At 74.5% G+C, this 15510-nt stretch carries 10 protein-coding genes; 7 read left to right on the forward strand and 3 right to left on the reverse strand.

Annotation, left to right across the window (positions count from 1 at the left end; translation table 11 throughout):
• The first annotated feature begins 230 nt into the window (after positions 1-230).
• The 7 genes from ACFT55_RS03755 (at position 231) to ACFT55_RS03785 (ending at position 12134) form a co-directional block, all read left to right on the forward strand.
• Positions 231-1400 carry a toll/interleukin-1 receptor domain-containing protein gene (locus ACFT55_RS03755; protein WP_380241622.1) on the forward strand — a complete coding sequence of 390 codons (1170 nt, stop codon included), beginning with the start codon at positions 231-233 and terminating at the stop codon, positions 1398-1400.
• Between the two features lie 3 nt (positions 1401-1403).
• Entirely contained in the window at positions 1404-2990 is a 1587-nt protein-coding gene (locus tag ACFT55_RS03760; RefSeq protein ID WP_380241624.1) for a hypothetical protein, read from the forward strand.
• A gap of 16 nt (positions 2991-3006) precedes the next feature.
• Positions 3007-3861: a DUF4231 domain-containing protein gene (locus ACFT55_RS03765; protein ID WP_380241626.1), complete on the forward strand. Its 855-nt coding sequence runs from the start codon at positions 3007-3009 to the stop codon at positions 3859-3861.
• 220 nt (positions 3862-4081) lie between these two features.
• Positions 4082-7702, forward strand: a complete 3621-nt coding sequence (locus ACFT55_RS03770) for a TIM-barrel domain-containing protein (protein WP_380241628.1) — start codon at positions 4082-4084, stop codon at positions 7700-7702.
• Between the two features lie 244 nt (positions 7703-7946).
• Complete coding sequence (locus ACFT55_RS03775) at positions 7947-9215, forward strand: aminoacyl--tRNA ligase-related protein (RefSeq protein ID WP_380241630.1); 1269 nt, start codon at positions 7947-7949, stop codon at positions 9213-9215.
• A 73-nt stretch (positions 9216-9288) separates the two neighbouring features.
• A complete protein-coding gene (locus ACFT55_RS03780) occupies positions 9289-10392 on the forward strand; it encodes a response regulator (RefSeq protein ID WP_380241632.1) in 1104 nt (367 codons plus the stop codon).
• Positions 10392-12134 carry an ATP-binding protein gene (locus ACFT55_RS03785; RefSeq protein WP_380241633.1) on the forward strand — a complete coding sequence of 581 codons (1743 nt, stop codon included), beginning with the start codon at positions 10392-10394 and terminating at the stop codon, positions 12132-12134. Before ACFT55_RS03780 ends, ACFT55_RS03785 begins: the two co-directional genes overlap by 1 nt.
• A 25-nt stretch (positions 12135-12159) precedes the next feature.
• On the opposite strand, the gene ACFT55_RS03790 is transcribed toward ACFT55_RS03785, so the two are convergent.
• The 3 genes from ACFT55_RS03790 to ACFT55_RS03800 are packed head-to-tail and all read right to left on the reverse strand — an operon-like array spanning position 12160 to position 15478.
• Positions 12160-13368 (reverse strand): hypothetical protein, encoded by a 1209-nt coding sequence (locus ACFT55_RS03790; RefSeq protein ID WP_380241635.1) that lies wholly within the window; start codon positions 13366-13368, stop codon positions 12160-12162.
• On the reverse strand, positions 13296-14570 hold the full coding sequence (locus ACFT55_RS03795) for a glycosyltransferase (protein WP_380241637.1): 1275 nt from the start codon (positions 14568-14570) through the stop codon (positions 13296-13298). Before ACFT55_RS03795 ends, ACFT55_RS03790 begins: the two co-directional genes overlap by 73 nt.
• Entirely contained in the window at positions 14567-15478 is a 912-nt protein-coding gene (locus tag ACFT55_RS03800) for an ATP-grasp domain-containing protein (RefSeq protein WP_380241639.1), read from the reverse strand. Before ACFT55_RS03800 ends, ACFT55_RS03795 begins: the two co-directional genes overlap by 4 nt.
• Between the last annotated feature and the right edge of the window lie 32 nt (positions 15479-15510).

Consider the following 15510-nt stretch of genomic DNA (forward strand, 5'->3'; position numbering starts at 1 on the left):
AGGACGGAGGGAGGGGACGGAGGGACTCACGGCGACGCCGTGAGTCCCTCCGTCTTCGGTGCAACGGGTGGGTGAACTTGTCGCGAACCGCTGCGACCCCGGCGCCCCGGTCGGAGATGGGACGTACGCGGCCCCGCGGGTCGCGTGCGCGTCGGGTATCAGGGCCCGCCGCGGTCGTTCCCTTCGAGGTGACGCGGTCTCCGCCGCGGCCGACCTTGAGCAGGTGCGCCATGCCGAACCCCCACGTGTTCATCAGCTACTCCAGCCCCGACCGGCCTCCGGTCGAGATCATGGCCAAGTCGCTGCGCAACGTGGACGTCGACGCCTGGATCGACCGGGAGCTGCACGGCGGCGGGACCTGGTGGGGGCAGATCCTCGACCAGATCGAGCAGACGGACGTGCTCGTCTACGCGCTCTCCCAGCACTCGCGCCGGTCGAAGGCGTGCCAGGCCGAACGCGCCTACGCCCGCGCGCTCCGCAAGCCGGTCCTCGTCGTCCGCATCGACGACATCGACCTGGCACGCACCCAGGAGTCGCTCGAGCAGATCATCGACTACGACCCGACGTCGGTCGACTCGTTCATCACCCTCATGAACGAGGTCAAGAGACTGGGCGCGATGCCGCCCGTCCCGGTCGACCCGACGCCGGAACGCCCACCGGTGCCGGGCGCGTACATCCACGACTTCGTCGTCCAGCTGGACGCCGACGAGCTGACGTGGAGGCAGCAGTCGCGCCTGCTCGAGGACATCAAGCTCAGCCTCAAGATGGAGGACGACCCGCGTACCCGCGACGACCTGGTGGACCTGCTCCACCGCCTGAGCAGCCGTCCGGACGTGGTGAAGGACGTGGACGCGGCCATCGTCGCGTTCCTGGCGCAGGCTGCGCCTGCACCCGCCTCCGTTCCGGCGCCCGCCCCCTCCGCCCCGACGCCCACCCACGTCCCGACGCCCGCGCCTGCGCCCGCAGCGACGGTGCCGAAGCCGGCCCCGTCGTCCGGGCCGACGTCTGCGCCGTCGACGCCGTCACGGGTGCCGCCGCAGTCCGCCCCGTCGTCGCCGCACCGAGCCGCAGCGCCGCGCCCCTGGGCCGGTGCGGCGGCGCAGGGACCTGCCGCCGCACCGCCGGCCGCGCCCGCACCGACCGTGGCCCCGTCGGACCGCGCAGTCCTGTCGACGGTGGCGTTCGTGCTCGCGGGCGCCGGGCTGTTCAGCCTCGGGCTCGTCGCATGGGCCGGCGTGATCGTGGCCGGCGTCGGGCTGAGCAGGAAGGAGCGGCGGGCGAAGGCGGCGTTCTGGACCTGCCTCGCCGTGGCGGTCCTCGGGCTGGTGCTCCTCATCGTCGTCCTGGCCACGGACACCTCCGGCGGCGGGGGCGACGGTCCCGTGCCGTCCGGTCTCTGAGCCATGGGGTCACGGCCCGTGGTGCGTGTCCCGGTCCGGGTCTGGATCGGCGCCACCGGGCACCGCGACGTCACCGAGACCGACGCCTTCGTCGCGGCCGTGTCCCAGGTGATCGCCGAGACACGGGCGGCGGTCCAGGCGGCGGGGATCGACGAGGTCCTGTTCGGTGTCGTGTCGGCGCTCGCCGAGGGCTCCGACCGCATCATCGCCCGTACGGTCCTCGCGGAGCCTGGCGCGGTGCTCGAGGCCGCGCTGCCCCTGCCGGCCGACGACTACGAGCGCGACTTCGACGGCGCCGCGTCACGGGCGGAGTTCCGCGAGCTGCTCGGCCGCGCCGCCTCCGTGCGGACGGAACCGGCGTCGGCAGACCGCGAGTCGGCGTACATGCTGGCCGGCTACCGCGTGGTCGAGCGGTGCGACGTGCTCGTCGCGGTCTGGGACGGGGCGCCCGCCCACGGCCTGGGAGGTACCGCCGACGTGGTGGCTGCGGCGCGCCGTGCCGTGCCGTCCCCGGTGATCTGGCGGATCCAGCCGGGGACCTGGCGCCTGGAGCGCGACACCGGGAGCCTGGACGTCACGGCCTACGTCCAGCTCGCCCGGTTCGTCGGTGAGTCCACCCCGGGTGCTGACGGCGCTGACGGCGCGGACGGCCTCGCCGGGACCGTCCGCCGGGCGGCCCAGGCGGCCGCCGTCCCCGACGGGGTGCTCGACCCCTGGCTGCGCTGGATCTCGCCGGCCTTCGACCGCGCCGACGCCCTGGCCGTCCGGTACCAGCGGCTGTACAACCTCTCCACCAGCGGCCTGTTCGTGGGGTCTGCGCTCGCCGTGGCGCTGGGGGCGCTGCAGGTCGTCGTCCTGCACGACCAGGTCTGGCTCGTCGCCGGCGAGCTCGTCCTGCTGGTCGGCCTGCTCGCCCTGGTGGTCGTGGCGCGACGGGGCGAGCTCCATGCGAGGTGGCTCTCCTACCGTGCCCTGGCGGAGGTGTGCCGCAGCTCCTTCTTCCTCGCCCTGGTCGAGGACGGGTCCCGGGGCCGGACCGGCGCGTCGGTCGGTCAACGGACCGGGCGCTGGGTCCCTCGCGCCGCGGAGGAGCTCTGGCTGGCACGGCCTCGCGGCGACGTCCCCGTGCGCGCCGGGCAGCTGCGCGAGCTGCTGGTCCGCGGCTGGGTCGAGGACCAGGCCAGGTACCAGGTCTCGCGCGGCCGCCGGCTGGGTCGGCAGGAGCGGGCCGTGCTGGGTGCGGTGTACGGCCTGTTCGCCGTGACCCTCGCGGCGGTGGCGACCCACCTGGTGACGGACCTTCGTGACGCCGGGGGACACCTCGCGGGCCTGTTCGCCCTGGTGGCGATCGTGCTGCCCGCCGTCGGGGCCGCGCTCGGCGCGCTGCGCGCGCAACGCAACCTGCAGCAGAACGCGGCCCGCGCCCTGCACAGCGGCGAGGTCCTCGCGACGCTCGGCGAGCGGTTGTCGGTGGCGACGCGTCCCGAGGAGCTGAGCAGGCTCGGCCGGCAGGTGGCCGAGCACCTCGCCCAGGAGAACCTCGACTGGTACGGCGGGATGCTCTACCGCGACGTCGAGCTCCACGTGTGACCGCCGGGGGGCCAGGATGCCGATCGAGCTGCTCTGGGAGCAGTACCTGTGCTGGTCGGCGGCAGCGGAGCGGCTGCACTCCGGGCTGCAACGTGCGCGGATCGCCAACCTGAGCCTCATCGTCCTCGGGTCGGTCACCGCCGTCACGGTCGCCACGGGCGGCCTCACCGTCGGAGCAGCCCGAGCGGTCGGCGGGCTGAGCGCGGTCGCCCTCGCCACGGCAGCGTTCGTCCAGGCGCAGTTCCTGACGAACGCCAGGGTGCGCGAGCGGCTGAACGCACGGGCGGCCGCCGAGTCGCTCAAGAGCCTGGCCTACATGTACCTCGCGGGCGCCCCGCCCTTCGCCGAGGCGAACCGGGACAAGGAGCTCGCGCGCAAGGTCCGTGCGGTCGAGGACCGCACGGACGCCGACCTGTTCCTGCCCGCCCCTGCGCGAACCGACGACCCCCGCCTGCCCGAGATCTCCTCCCTCGCGGACTACGCGGAGGACCGGGCGCGCGGGCAGCAGGACTGGCACGCGCGACGCGCCGCCGAGCACCACGCCGTCGGTCGGCGCTGGCGCCGGGTCCAGCTCGCCGACACGCTCGCCGCGGGGGTCCTCGCGGCGCTCGGAGGTGCGGTCGACGGGCTGCAGGTGTCGGCGTGGGTCGGTGCGCTGGCCACCGTCGCGGCGGCCGTCGCGGCGCACGTCGCGGGGGAGCAGCACGAGCGGATCGCCGGCTCGTACGCACGCACCGCCAGGAGCCTCGAGATCCTGCTCGCAGGCTTCGACCCGGCGCAGCCGCCGTCTCGACGAGGCGGCTTCGTGTCGAAGGTCGAGGGGGTCATCGCCAAGCAGACCGAGGCCTGGACCGAGCTCCTGGAGGCGTAGGCGCGGCAGCCGGTCGACGCGACATGACGTTCCCCTTGCTTGTTCGCGCGCATCACTGCGAGAATCCGAGCAACTTCGATCACTGCGCCCTCGACGGAGAGGGCGGAGCGTGACCGTCGAAGTGCCTGGATCACGGGAGACCGACATGTCGACGAAGACAGGTTCACGGATCAGCAGCACGACAGGGACACGGCCGGGACGACGGCGAAGGCGCGGCGCGGTGGCCGCGCTCACGGCGCTCGTGCTCGTCCCGGGGCTGGCGCTCGCGGTGCCGGCGACGGCCTCGGCCACGGCCGGGACTGCGCCCACCGAGGCCGCCCCGGCCGTGGCGGGGACGTCGCTCGCGGACGTCACCGCCCTCGAGCGCGACGGCGACACGTACACGTTCGCCGCCGGCACCACCGCCGGGGGAGAGGCCCGGCTCCGGGTGTCCTTCCTCGACCCGGGCGCGCTGCGGGTGTGGCTCGCGCCGGACGGGAAGTTCACCGACCCGGCGAACGACACCCCGAGCGACCCCGCCGCCCCGGCCGCGAAGATCGTCGTCGGGCAGCTCGACGGCGACGCCGCCACCACCGTGACGGAGGACGACGCGGCGTACCGGATCACGACGACGCAGGCCACGCTCACCGTCACGAAGTCGCCCCTGACGCTGGCGCTCGCCGACGCCGACGGCCGGCGCCTGTGGGCCGAGACCGCGCCGCTTGCGTGGGGGCCGTCGGGCACGACGCAGTCCCTGACGCGCGGGGCGACCGAGCAGTTCTTCGGCGGTGGCATGCAGAACGGACGGTTCTCGCACCGCGACGAGACGATCACGATCTCCCGCGACTACGACTGGGACGACGGCGGCAACCCGAACGCGTCCCCGTTCTACCTGTCCAGCAACGGCTACGGGGTGCTGCGCAACACGTTCGCGCCCGGCAGCTACGCCTTCGGGGACCCCGTCGCGACGCAGCACGCCGAGCAGCGGTTCGACGCCTACTACTTCGTCGGAGACACCCGCAAGGTGCTCGACGACCTCACCACCCTGACCGGACGCCCCGCCATGCTGCCCATGTACGCGATGGAGCTCGGCGACGCCGACTGCTACCTGCACAACGCCAACCGCGGCGAGCGCGAGACGCTGCGCGACTCCACCGCGATCGCGGAGGGCTACACGGACCACGACATGCCCCTGGGCTGGATGCTCGTCAACGACGGCTACGGCTGCGGGTACGAGGACCTGTCCGAGACCCACGACATGCTCACCGAGCACGGCTCCGAGCTGGGGCTGTGGACGCAGGCCGACCTGACCGAGCAGCCGGCCGAGGTGGCCAGCGGCGTCCGGGTCCGCAAGACCGACGTCGCCTGGGTGGGCCCCGGCTACCGCTTCGCGCTGTCTGCCTGCGAGAAGGCGAGCGCCGGCATCGAGGACAGCTCGGCCGACCGCGCCACCGTGGTGACCATCGAGGGCTGGGCCGGCACGCAGCGGTGCGGTGCGATGTGGAGCGGCGACCAGTCGGGCAGCTGGGACTACATCCGCTGGCAGATCCCGACCTACGCGGGCTCGACCATGTCCGGTCAGGCGGCCACGACGGGCGACGTCGACGGCATCTTCGGCGGCAGCGCGCAGACCTACACGCGCGACCTGCAGTGGAAGATGTTCCTGCCGATGACGTACGCGATGAGCGGCTGGGCGGCGAGCGACAAGCAGCCCTACCGGTACGGCGAGCCGTACACGTCGATCAACCGCTCGTACCTGCAGCTCCACGAGCGGTTGCTGCCCTACCTGTACACGTACCAGGCGGACGCCCATGCGACCGGCCTCGGCTCGACACGCCCGCTGTACGTGAACTACCCGGACGACCCCAAGACGTGGGGCGACGACGTGAAGTACGAGTTCCTCGCCGGGGACGACTTCCTGGTCGCGCCCGTGTACGAGGACAGCACGGTGCGCGACGGCATCTACCTGCCGGAGGGCACCTGGACCGACTACTGGACCGGGCGGACGTACACCGGCCCGACCACGATCGACGGGTACTCCGCCCCGCTCGACCGGCTGCCGCTGTTCGTCCGCGGCGGCGCGATCGTGCCGATGTTCCCCGAGGGGACCACCGACTGGCAGGCGGGCAAGCAGGCGGCGCGGCTGGACGTGGACGTGTACCCGCAGGGGTCGTCCGAGTTCACCCTCTACGAGGACGACGGCCGGACGCAGGAGTACGCCGCGGGCGCGCACGCCTCGCAGCGGCTCGCGGTGTCCGCCCCGCAGGCCGGGAAGGGCCCGATCGACGTCGCCGTGGGCGCGCTGACCGGGGACTACACCGGCAAGCCCACCGCACGCAGCTACCGGTTCACCCTGCACACCGACACCGCTCCCGCGACCGTGCGGGTCGGCGGCGAGCGGCTGTCCGCGGCCGCGACGGTCGACGACCTGGACCGCGGCCCCGGGTACGTCTTCGACCCGGCGAGCGGCGTCCTGACGGTCCAGACGGCGCGGGTCGACACCGACAGGGCCTTCGACGTCCGGGTGACGGGGTCGTCGGCCGTCGGCGGGCAGCACCCGCAGGAGCGGGCGGTCGACGCCGTCGTCACCGCGCCGTCGTTGTCGTTGGCCGGCACGGCGGGACAGGCGACGCTGGCCGTCACCAACCACACCGGCACGCCGGTCGACGTCACCGGGGCGGCCCTGAGCGCACCTGAAGGGTGGACCGTGGCGGCGACGTCGCCGACCACCGCCAAGGCCCTCAAGGACGGGGCGACCTTCACCGCGACGTTCGACGTCACGCCGCCGCCGACGGCGTCGCCCGGCCAGACGACGATCAGCGGCACCGTCGACTACCGCGTGCGGGCCACACCCCGTCAGGTGGCGGCGCGGGCGCAGACGACCGTCGCCTACGCCGACCTCGCCGCGGCGTTCGACAACGTCGCCGTGACGACGCTGGCAGCACCGGAGAAGGGCGACATCGACGGCGGGGGGAGCAGCTTCATCGCGGAGCGGCTCGCCGCCCAGGGGGTGACCCCGGGCGCGACGGTGAGCGCGAACGGCTTCGACTTCACGTTCCCGTCGGCCCCTCCGGGCACGCCCGACAACGTCGGCAGCGCCGGGCAGACGGTCCCCGTCTCCGGCGAGGGCAACGTCATCGGGGTCCTCGGGACGGGTACCAGCGGGTCGGCGACGGGCGGAGTCACGGTGCACTATGCCGACGGCAGCACCGCCGCGAGCACGCTGGGCATGCCGAACTGGTGCTGCCTGGCGACGAACTCCTACGGGGCGAAGATCGCCGTCGTCACCCTCGGCAAGAACACCCCGTCCGGGGCGGCCTACCCGACCACGCAGTACCGCCTGTACACGAACACCATCCCCGTCGACCCGGACAAGCGGGTCGTGGCGGTGACGCTGCCGTCGAACGCGGCGGTGCACGTGTTCGCGCTCGCGACGGGCACCCAGGTGGTGGTGCCGCCGCCGGTCGCGGACGGCCAGTACTCGCTCACCCTGGCGAGCGGGCAGCGGCTGACGGCGCCCGGCAACGAGTCCACCCAGCTCACGGTCGCGCCGGAGTCGAGCTCGCCGAGCCAGAAGTGGATCCTCACCCGGCTCGGCGGCACGGACTACACGATCCGGAACGCGGGCAGCGGCCAGTGCGTCGACGTGTTCTCCAGCTCCCGGGCGGAGGGGGCGCTGGTCGGGCAGTACGGCTGCGGCGGCACCGACAACCAGGTCTGGCAGGTCAGCGTCCAGGACGGGAGGCTCGAGCTCCGCAACAAGAACTCCGGCCTCTCGCTGACGGCCGACCCGGGCGGCGCGGTGGTGCAGCGCACCGACACCGCGGCGGCGAGCCAGCGGTGGGCGGCCGCGGCGGGCTGACGCGCGCACGACGGCGGGGGCTCACGGCGGCGCGGTGGGTCCCCGCCGTCCGTCGGCCGGCGCCGTTGACCTCGCGACGTCGGGCCGCGTAGCGTCAGAGCATGCGCAGCCAGCTGGTCACGACGACGCCGGACACCTCCGGCGCCGACTGACCGCTGCACCCGCACTGCACGCACCCAGGCCCCGGAGCTCGCTCCGGGGCCTTCGTCGTACCCGGGCGGCTCCCTCTCGAAGGAGCACCGACGTGAACACCGACCTGAACGCCGACCTGAACGCGGGCGCCGAGCCGGCGGTCCTCGACCACCGCGACCTCGCCCGCGCGATGGGGATCTTCACCACCAGCCCGCTGGTCGGCCCCGGACTGCCGTTGTGGCAGCCGGCCGGCGCCGCCGTGCGCCGCGAGCTGGAGCGGCTCGCCGAGGACGTCGCGCTCGCGGGCGGCTGCGAGCCCGTGTACACCCCGGTGCTCGGCAAGCGGTCCCTCTTCGAGCGGTCGGGGCACCTGGCGAAGTTCGCCGCCGACATGTTCCCTGCGCTGGACGACGGCAGCGACGACCCGCTCGTGCTGCGGCCGGCCAACTGCCCCCACCACGCGCAGCTGTATGCCGCCGAGCCGCGCAGCCACCGCGACCTGCCGGTGCGCTACCACGAGCTGGGATCGATGTTCCGGGCGGAGCGCTCGGGGGTGCTCAGCGGTCTGTCCCGCGTGCGCCAGATCAACCTCGACGACACCCACGTCTTCTGCCGGCCCGACCAGGTGGCCGACGAGGTCCGGGCCGCCCTCGACGCCGTCCTCGGCGTGCTGGAGGTGCTGGGGATCGCGCTCGACCACGTCCGGCTCTCGCGCAGCGACGACTCCGACGGCTGGCTGGGCGCGCCCGCGCAGTGGGCGGACGCCGAGGACCGGTTGCGCGACGCGCTCGCCTCGGCCGGGCTGCCGTGGGTCGACGGCCCGGGGGAGGCGGCGTTCTACGGGCCCAAGCTCGACGTGCAGGTGCGCGACGCCCGCGGGCACGAGGAGACCCTCGCGACCGTGCAGCTCGACCTGAACCAGCCGGAGCGGTTCGACCTCGGCTACACCGCGGCGGACGGCTCGCGGCAGCGCGTCGTGATGATCCACCGCGGCACCGTGGGCTCGATGGAGCGCATGGTCGCCTTCCTGCTGGAGCAGCACGCGGGCCGGCTGCCCGTCTGGCTGGCGCCCGTGCAGGTGTGCCTGCTGCCGGTGGGTGACGACCCCGCGGCCGCCGCCGAGGCGGCCGGCGCGCTGCGGCGACGTGGGGTGCGGGTGCGCGTCGAGTCCGGCGGGTCGCTCGGCAACCGCGTCCGGCTCGCCCGCGGGCGGCGGGACGCGCTCCTCGCGGTGCTGGGACCACGGGAGGCGCGGGCCGGCGTCCTGGCCGTGACCGACGCGGCCACCGGCGCCCGCGCCGAGCTGCCGGCGGACGAGCTCGGCCGCCGGCTGGCCGAGGCGTCGGGGGCCCGGGCGCCGCGGGTGCGCCTGGACCCCTGACGTGCGCGTCCTCGCGCGTCCCGGTCGTCCGGCGCGTACGGTACGAGCGAGACCGGGACCGCGAGGGGGAGCATTGTCGGACGACCGATTCCGGGCGCTCGTGCTCGAGGACGACCCAGACGCGGCCGAGTTCCTCCGCATCGCGCTGGAGCGTTACGGCGGGATGCACGTGGACGTCGCCGGCGACGCCGACCAGGCGCTGCGGGCGCTGCGCTCCGCGACCTACGACATCCTGGTGAGCGACATCCAGCTCCCGGGACGCTCGGGTCTGGACATCCTCCCGGAGGTGCGCGCGACCGACCCGACCCTGCCGATCATGATCGTCACCGCGCACCCGTCGGTCAGCTACGCGGTCTCGGCGCTGCGCGAGGCGGCGGACGACTTCCTGGTCAAGCCCGTGACGGCGTCCCACGTCGTCGAGCGCGCCACGGAGCTGGCGCAGCGGGCGCGGCGCGAGCGGGAGTCGTCGCGGCAACGGGTGCTGGCGGTGGGCGCGCACCCCGACGACGTCGAGATCGGCATCGGCGCCACCCTGGCGGCGCACGCGGCCGCCGGGGACGAGCTCGTGATCCTCACGCTCTCGGGCGGGGCGGTCGGCGGGGCTGTCGCAGATCGGCACGAGGAGGCCCTCGCCGCCGCGGCCGTCGTGGGCGCGCGCCTCGTGCACCTCGACTTCCCGGACACCCACCTCGACCCGGCCGCCGGCCCCATCACCGCGATCGAGGAGGTCGTCGCCGAGGTCGTGCCCGACCGGGTCTACACCCACAGCGCGCACGACCGGCACCAGGACCACCGGGCGGTGAACGCCGCCGTCCAGATCGCCGCCCGCGAGGTCCCCAGCCTGTGGTGCTTCCAGAGCCCGTCGGCCACGGTCGACTTCGCACCGACCCGTTTCGTCGACGTGGACGGCTTCGTGGAGACCAAGCTGCGGATGCTCGCCGCCTACGTGTCGCAGGCCCACCGGGAGTACATGCAGCCCGACGTGGTGCGCGCCACCGCCCGGTACTGGGCGCGGTTCAGCCCGGCGCGCGAGGTGGAGCCCCTCGAGACGGTGCGGTCGAGCGAGACCGTCGCGCGGGCCTCCCGGGTCCGCGCGGTGCCCGCCGTCGACGGGCAGGACTCCGGCGTCCCGGTCGAGGCAGGGGTCTGGCGCCCCGAGGCGGACGGGCCGGGCTGATGGAGCGCGGCACGGCCGGGAGGATCGCGGAGGTCTACGGCCGGGTCTGGACGGCCTGGTTCGCGGACGACGCGGTCGGGCTGCGGCAGCTGCCGCTCACCATCTCGTTCGCGCTCGTCCTGGTGATCCACTGGACCAGCGGGATCGGCAGCGACGGCCTGCTCGTCGCCCTGGCGGCCGCCCTGGTCGTCGCCGTGCAGGCCGTGGGGAGCCTCGGCCGCTGGGACCGGTGGCCGACCGCCTGGCGGTACGTGCTGCCGCTGGTGCAGATGCTGGCGATCGGCGTGCTGTCGATCGGCTCCACGCTGTCCCTGGCGAGCTTCCACGTCCTGTTCGTGCTGCCGGTGGTCAGCCTCGCCCTGCAACCGGGCCCCTGGGGGCTGGTGGTGGCCCTGTGCGGGTCGGCGGTGCTGATGTTCGTGCCGTCCCTGCTGCCGATCACGAAGAACGACGTCGTGCACCCCGCGGTGCACGCGCTCGTGGACCTGCTCATCATCGGCTTCGTCGCCGTCGGGGCGCACGGGATCGTCGGGGTGGCGCGCCGCCAGGCCCGGGAGCTGACGCTCGCGCGGGACGACCTCGCGGTCGGCGCGCAGCGGCTGCGGGACTCGCGGGACACGTTGCGCAGCATGATGGCGGCCGCGACCGAGCAGGGGTTCGTCGCGACCGACGAGGCCGGGACGGTCGTGTCGGTCAACGTCGGGGCGGAGCGGGTGCTCGGGCGCCGCGAGGCGGACCTGCTCGGCACGCCGATGGACCGGTTCGTCGCGCCCGAGGAGCTCGCGGAGCGGCTGGCTGCCCCGGGCGCCCCCCACGGCCCGGACGCCGTGCACCGCGTGCTCGTCGGGTGCGCCGCCACCGGCGGCACGCAGGTGGACGAGTGGGTCTGCGTCCTGCCCGACGGGGGGCGGCGCCACCTCGAGTTCGTCGTGACCCCGCGCCCGGCGCTCGGCGGCTCTGCCCCGGAGCTGCCCGCCGGCTACCTGTTCGTGGTGACCGACGTGACCGCCCGCTTCGAGGACGAGCGCACCCAGGACGAGTTCATCGGTCTCGTGAGCCACGAGCTGCGCACGCCGCTCGCGTCGATCCTCGGCTACCTCGACCTGCTGCGGCTCGACGGCAGCAGGCTGGACGAGGAGCAGCGGGGGTATCTCGCCGTCGTGGAGCGCAACGCCCACCGACTGCAGACGCTGGTGGACGACCTGCTCACCAGCGCGCAGATCGTCTCCGGGACCTACCGGATGGTGGCCCAGGAGGTCGACGTCGTGCAGGTGGCGCGCGACGCCGTCGCGAGCCAGGCACCGACCGCAGCAGCGGCGGGCGTGGACGTGGAGGTCCAGGGGGACCCGCGCGTGCCCCTCCTGTCGGACGCCGACCGGCTCGGGCAGGTGGTCGACAACCTGCTGAGCAACGCCGTGAAGTACAGCCGGCGGGGCGGGAACGTCCGGATCGTCGTCACCGCGGACCGGGCCCCGGACGGCAGCCGCCGGGCACGGGTGCGGGTCGCGGACGACGGCACCGGGATCGCCCCCGACGAGCTCGACCGGGTGATCCAGCGCTTCTACCGGACCCGCGACACGCGGCGGCGCCAGGTGCGGGGCGTGGGTCTCGGGCTGGCGCTCGTGGACCAGATCGTGCACGACCACGGCGGCACGATGACGATCCGCAGCGAGCTCGGGCACGGCACGGAGGTCGACGTCGTGCTGCCCGACCTCGCAGGGTCGGTCGGCCGCGCAGGCTGACGCGCCGGCTGAGCGTCCTGGACGGTCACGAGCCTGCCCAGACCTTCCCCAGGGCGGTCCAGTGGGCGGCGGACAGGTGCGACAGGGGAGTGACGTTGACGGCCGTGATCCCGTGGGTGGAGGCCGCCTCGATCGACCGCGTCATGAGAGCCGGGGAGATGGCCCGGGGCGGATCGGCGTCGGCGCCGCCCGCCCAGAGGCCGACCGACATCGTGAGGCGCGACATGTCGAAGCCCGCCCCCGCGAGCGCGGCGGTCACCCGCTCCACGTCGGCGGGCGTGTGCCCGGAACCGACGTACGCCCACACGACCAGGCGGTCGGCCGCGCCGAGGAGGACCCGGTAGTCGTGACCGCTCCCGGTCGCCCCGCCGGCGGGGTCGTCCCAGTCGACGCGGACGTCCATCGCGAGCTCGATCTGCGCGCCGTCCCCGCCGCGCACCTGGTCGAGGGCGGCGCGCATCCGGCCGAGGAGCCCGGCGAGCACCTCCGCCTTCCACGTCGCGAGCGCGGGGGAGTCCTGGTCGATCATGCCCGCGGCGTCGCGAGGCCAGTCGTCGGCCCCCGTCATCTTCCGGTAGAGCGCGAGGTCGTCGTCGCCGAAGCACCGGTTGAGGAAGAGCTCGGTGACGGCGATCTGGCTCGGGTCGTAGCGCTCGCCGAGGGCCGTCACGTAGGCGACGAGGCGGTCGCCGACCTCGCCGGTGGTGAGCTGCGTGGCCGAGGCCTGGTAGGGCGACGGGCTGCCGTCGGGGGAGCGCCCGGCCACGGACGGGTCGGCGGCGATCCACTCGGGCACGTACGCGTCGACGACGAGCCCGACCTGCCGCGTGGAGCCGTCCGCGTTCGTGTGCAGGGCGCGCGCCGCGCGGGCGAGGTGGTCCGCGCCGGGCTCCGCCGCGACGTCGGGGTGGGCGGGCCAGTCGAAGGCGGTGAACTCGACCCGGCCGGCGTTGAGGTCGACGCCGTTGGCACCCACGGCGTCGAGGTGGCGGTCGACCGCCGCCCAGTCGGTGCCGGGGTCGGTGACGATGCCGAAGTCCACGCTGACCGACCGCCGCTCGTCGGGGGCGACGGCCGGCCGCATCGCGGGCGGGACGTCCTCCCAGGGGCGCGCGAGGAGGACGGCGGCCGCGACCGCCGCGCCGAGCGCGAGCACGACGATCAGGACCCAGGGCCATCGTCGTCGACGAGACCGCGCACCGACACCGTCCCGCTGCGGTCGAGCTTGTTCCATCGGTTCTCCGCGTTCCCGAGCTCGAGCCGGGCGGCGTCGAGCACCACCAGCGTCATCATCACCGAGTAGACCGGCCACAGGGGCAGGGTCCACGCCTGCCGGAGGTCGCCGGGGGCGCGGTCCAGGAGCACCGCGAGGAGCAGCAGCGCGACCGAGAGCGGCAGCCCCAGCAGCAGGACCCAGGCCCACCACGACGACGGCAGCCAGGTGGGGCCGTCCACGAGCACGAGCGCGGCGAGCACGACGAGCGCCACCACCTGGACGAACGGGGCGACGACCTGCGCGAGCGTGTTGTAGGCCAGGTAGAGCCCGAAGCCGCCGTACCGTGGGTTGCCCACCATCGACCGGTGCATCGCCGTCACCTGCAGCAGCCCGCGCGACCAGCGCACCCGCTGCCGCCACAGCCCTCGCAGGGTCGACGGCGACTCGGCGTACACGAGCGCGTCCGGGGCGAACGTCACCCGGTACCCGGCCCGGTGGACGCGCCACGTCAGCTCGAGGTCCTCGCCGAGCGTGTCGGTGCGCAGCGGGCCGATGCGGTCCAGGGCCTCGCGCCGGAACGCGCCGATGTTCCCCGAGACGATGGGCAGGCAGCCGAGCACGTCCAGGGCGCGGCGCATCAGGCCGGTGCCGACGTGGCTGATGAGCGCGAGCAGGCGCGTGAGGACGCGGTCCAGGTTGACCGGCCGGTCGTTGCCGCACACGGCCCCGACCCGGGGGTCGCGGAAGCCGCGCAGCAGCCGGGTGACGGTGTCCGGGCGGAACAGCCCGTCGGCGTCGACGAGCACGAGGATCTCGCCCCGCGCCGCGGCGATCCCCGTGTTGAGGGCCGCACCCTTGCCGGCGTTCTCCTGCCGCAGCGCGCGCACCTGCGGGTGCTCCGCCGCGAGCTGCTCCATCCGGGCGAACGTGTCGTCGGACGAGCCGTCGTCGACGCACACGACCTCCAGCGACGGGTGCTCGCTGCGCACGACGGAGCGCACGCAGTTCTCGATGACCACCGCCTCGTCGAAGGCCGGCACGACGACGCTCACCAGGGGGACCCGGTCGAACTCGGGGCCGCACCCGACAGGCCCGGGGTCGTCGCGGCGGCGCCGCGCCTCGAAGACGAGGGCGGCGGGCACGAACGCGAGCCGCACGAGGCCCACGACCAGCAACGACAGACCGAGGACGAGGACGAGGGCGACCAGGACGGACGTCACGACCGGCCCGGCCACTCGTCGAGGACGGCGTCCAGCAGCTCCGGCGCGCCCGCGGACACGGCGCCGAACCGGGCGTTCACCTCCAGGACCACCGGGGTGCCGTCCGCGAGGCGCCGCACGTCCATGTCGAGGGGGCCGACGAGGTCGAGCGCCTCGGCCGTGCGCCGTGCCAGGTCCTCGACGTCCGGCACCGCGCCCTCCGGCAGCCGCTCGACGGTGGTCGCGTTGCCGACCCGGCCCTCCTTGCGCCCCGTCTTCTCCAGCACGACGACGACGCAGCGGCCGTCCGCGGGGGACCGGTAGACCTGCGGGCTGTACTCCGTCCCGGGAGCGAAGGCCTGCACCACCCACGAGGCGTCGAGGCCTGCCCAGACCGGGTCGTCGGGATGCTCCACCACCTGCACGCCCCGGCCGCCGCGCGAGACCCGCGGCTTGACCACGACCGGCGCGTCGTCCCACGCGAGCGCCTCGGCGGCAGAGGCCACCTCGTCGGCGGGCGCGTGCCGGGGCACCGCGACGCCCTCGCGCGCGAGCGCCCACATGGTGAGGAGCTTGTCGCCCGCGACGGCGGCGGGGCCGGGCGGCGACAGGACGACGGCGTCCCCGAGCCCGGCGGCGCGCGCGAGGACCGCGAGCCGCGGCAGCTCGTCCGAGACGGTCGGGACGACGAGCCGGGGCCGGTGACGGGCCAGGAGCTCGAGCGTCGCGGCGTCGTAGGCGGGGTCGGCGGCGGCGGGGACGCTCTCGACCGCCGCGTAGCCGGCCACCGGGCTGGGGGCGAGGTCGACGCCCACCACGTGGCGCCGTCCCGCGTCGTGCCTGGCGGCGAGCTGGGCACCCAGGGTGCGGCCGGCCGGACCGGACGCACCGGTCACGAGGATCGTGTGCTGGTTCGCTCCGTCACCCATGTTCGGATCGTAGGTTCTGACCTGCGGTGCTG

The sequence above is a fragment of the Isoptericola sp. NPDC057191 genome (assembly GCF_042670225.1).
Taxonomy (GTDB): Bacteria; Actinomycetota; Actinomycetes; order Actinomycetales; family Cellulomonadaceae; genus Isoptericola.

What these genes read in the sequence shown, in the direction of transcription:
- ACFT55_RS03785 (WP_380241633.1), top strand. Translation starts at nt 10,392, where the DNA reads ATGGAGCGCGGCACGGCCGGGAGGATCGCGGAGGTCTACGGCCGGGTC.
- ACFT55_RS03765 (WP_380241626.1), top strand. Translation starts at nt 3,007, where the DNA reads ATGCCGATCGAGCTGCTCTGGGAGCAGTACCTGTGCTGGTCGGCGGCA.
- ACFT55_RS03790 (WP_380241635.1), bottom strand. Translation starts at nt 13,368, where the DNA reads ATGGAACAAGCTCGACCGCAGCGGGACGGTGTCGGTGCGCGGTCTCGT.
- ACFT55_RS03755 (WP_380241622.1), top strand. Translation starts at nt 231, where the DNA reads ATGCCGAACCCCCACGTGTTCATCAGCTACTCCAGCCCCGACCGGCCT.
- ACFT55_RS03760 (WP_380241624.1), top strand. Translation starts at nt 1,404, where the DNA reads ATGGGGTCACGGCCCGTGGTGCGTGTCCCGGTCCGGGTCTGGATCGGC.
- ACFT55_RS03800 (WP_380241639.1), bottom strand. Translation starts at nt 15,478, where the DNA reads ATGGGTGACGGAGCGAACCAGCACACGATCCTCGTGACCGGTGCGTCC.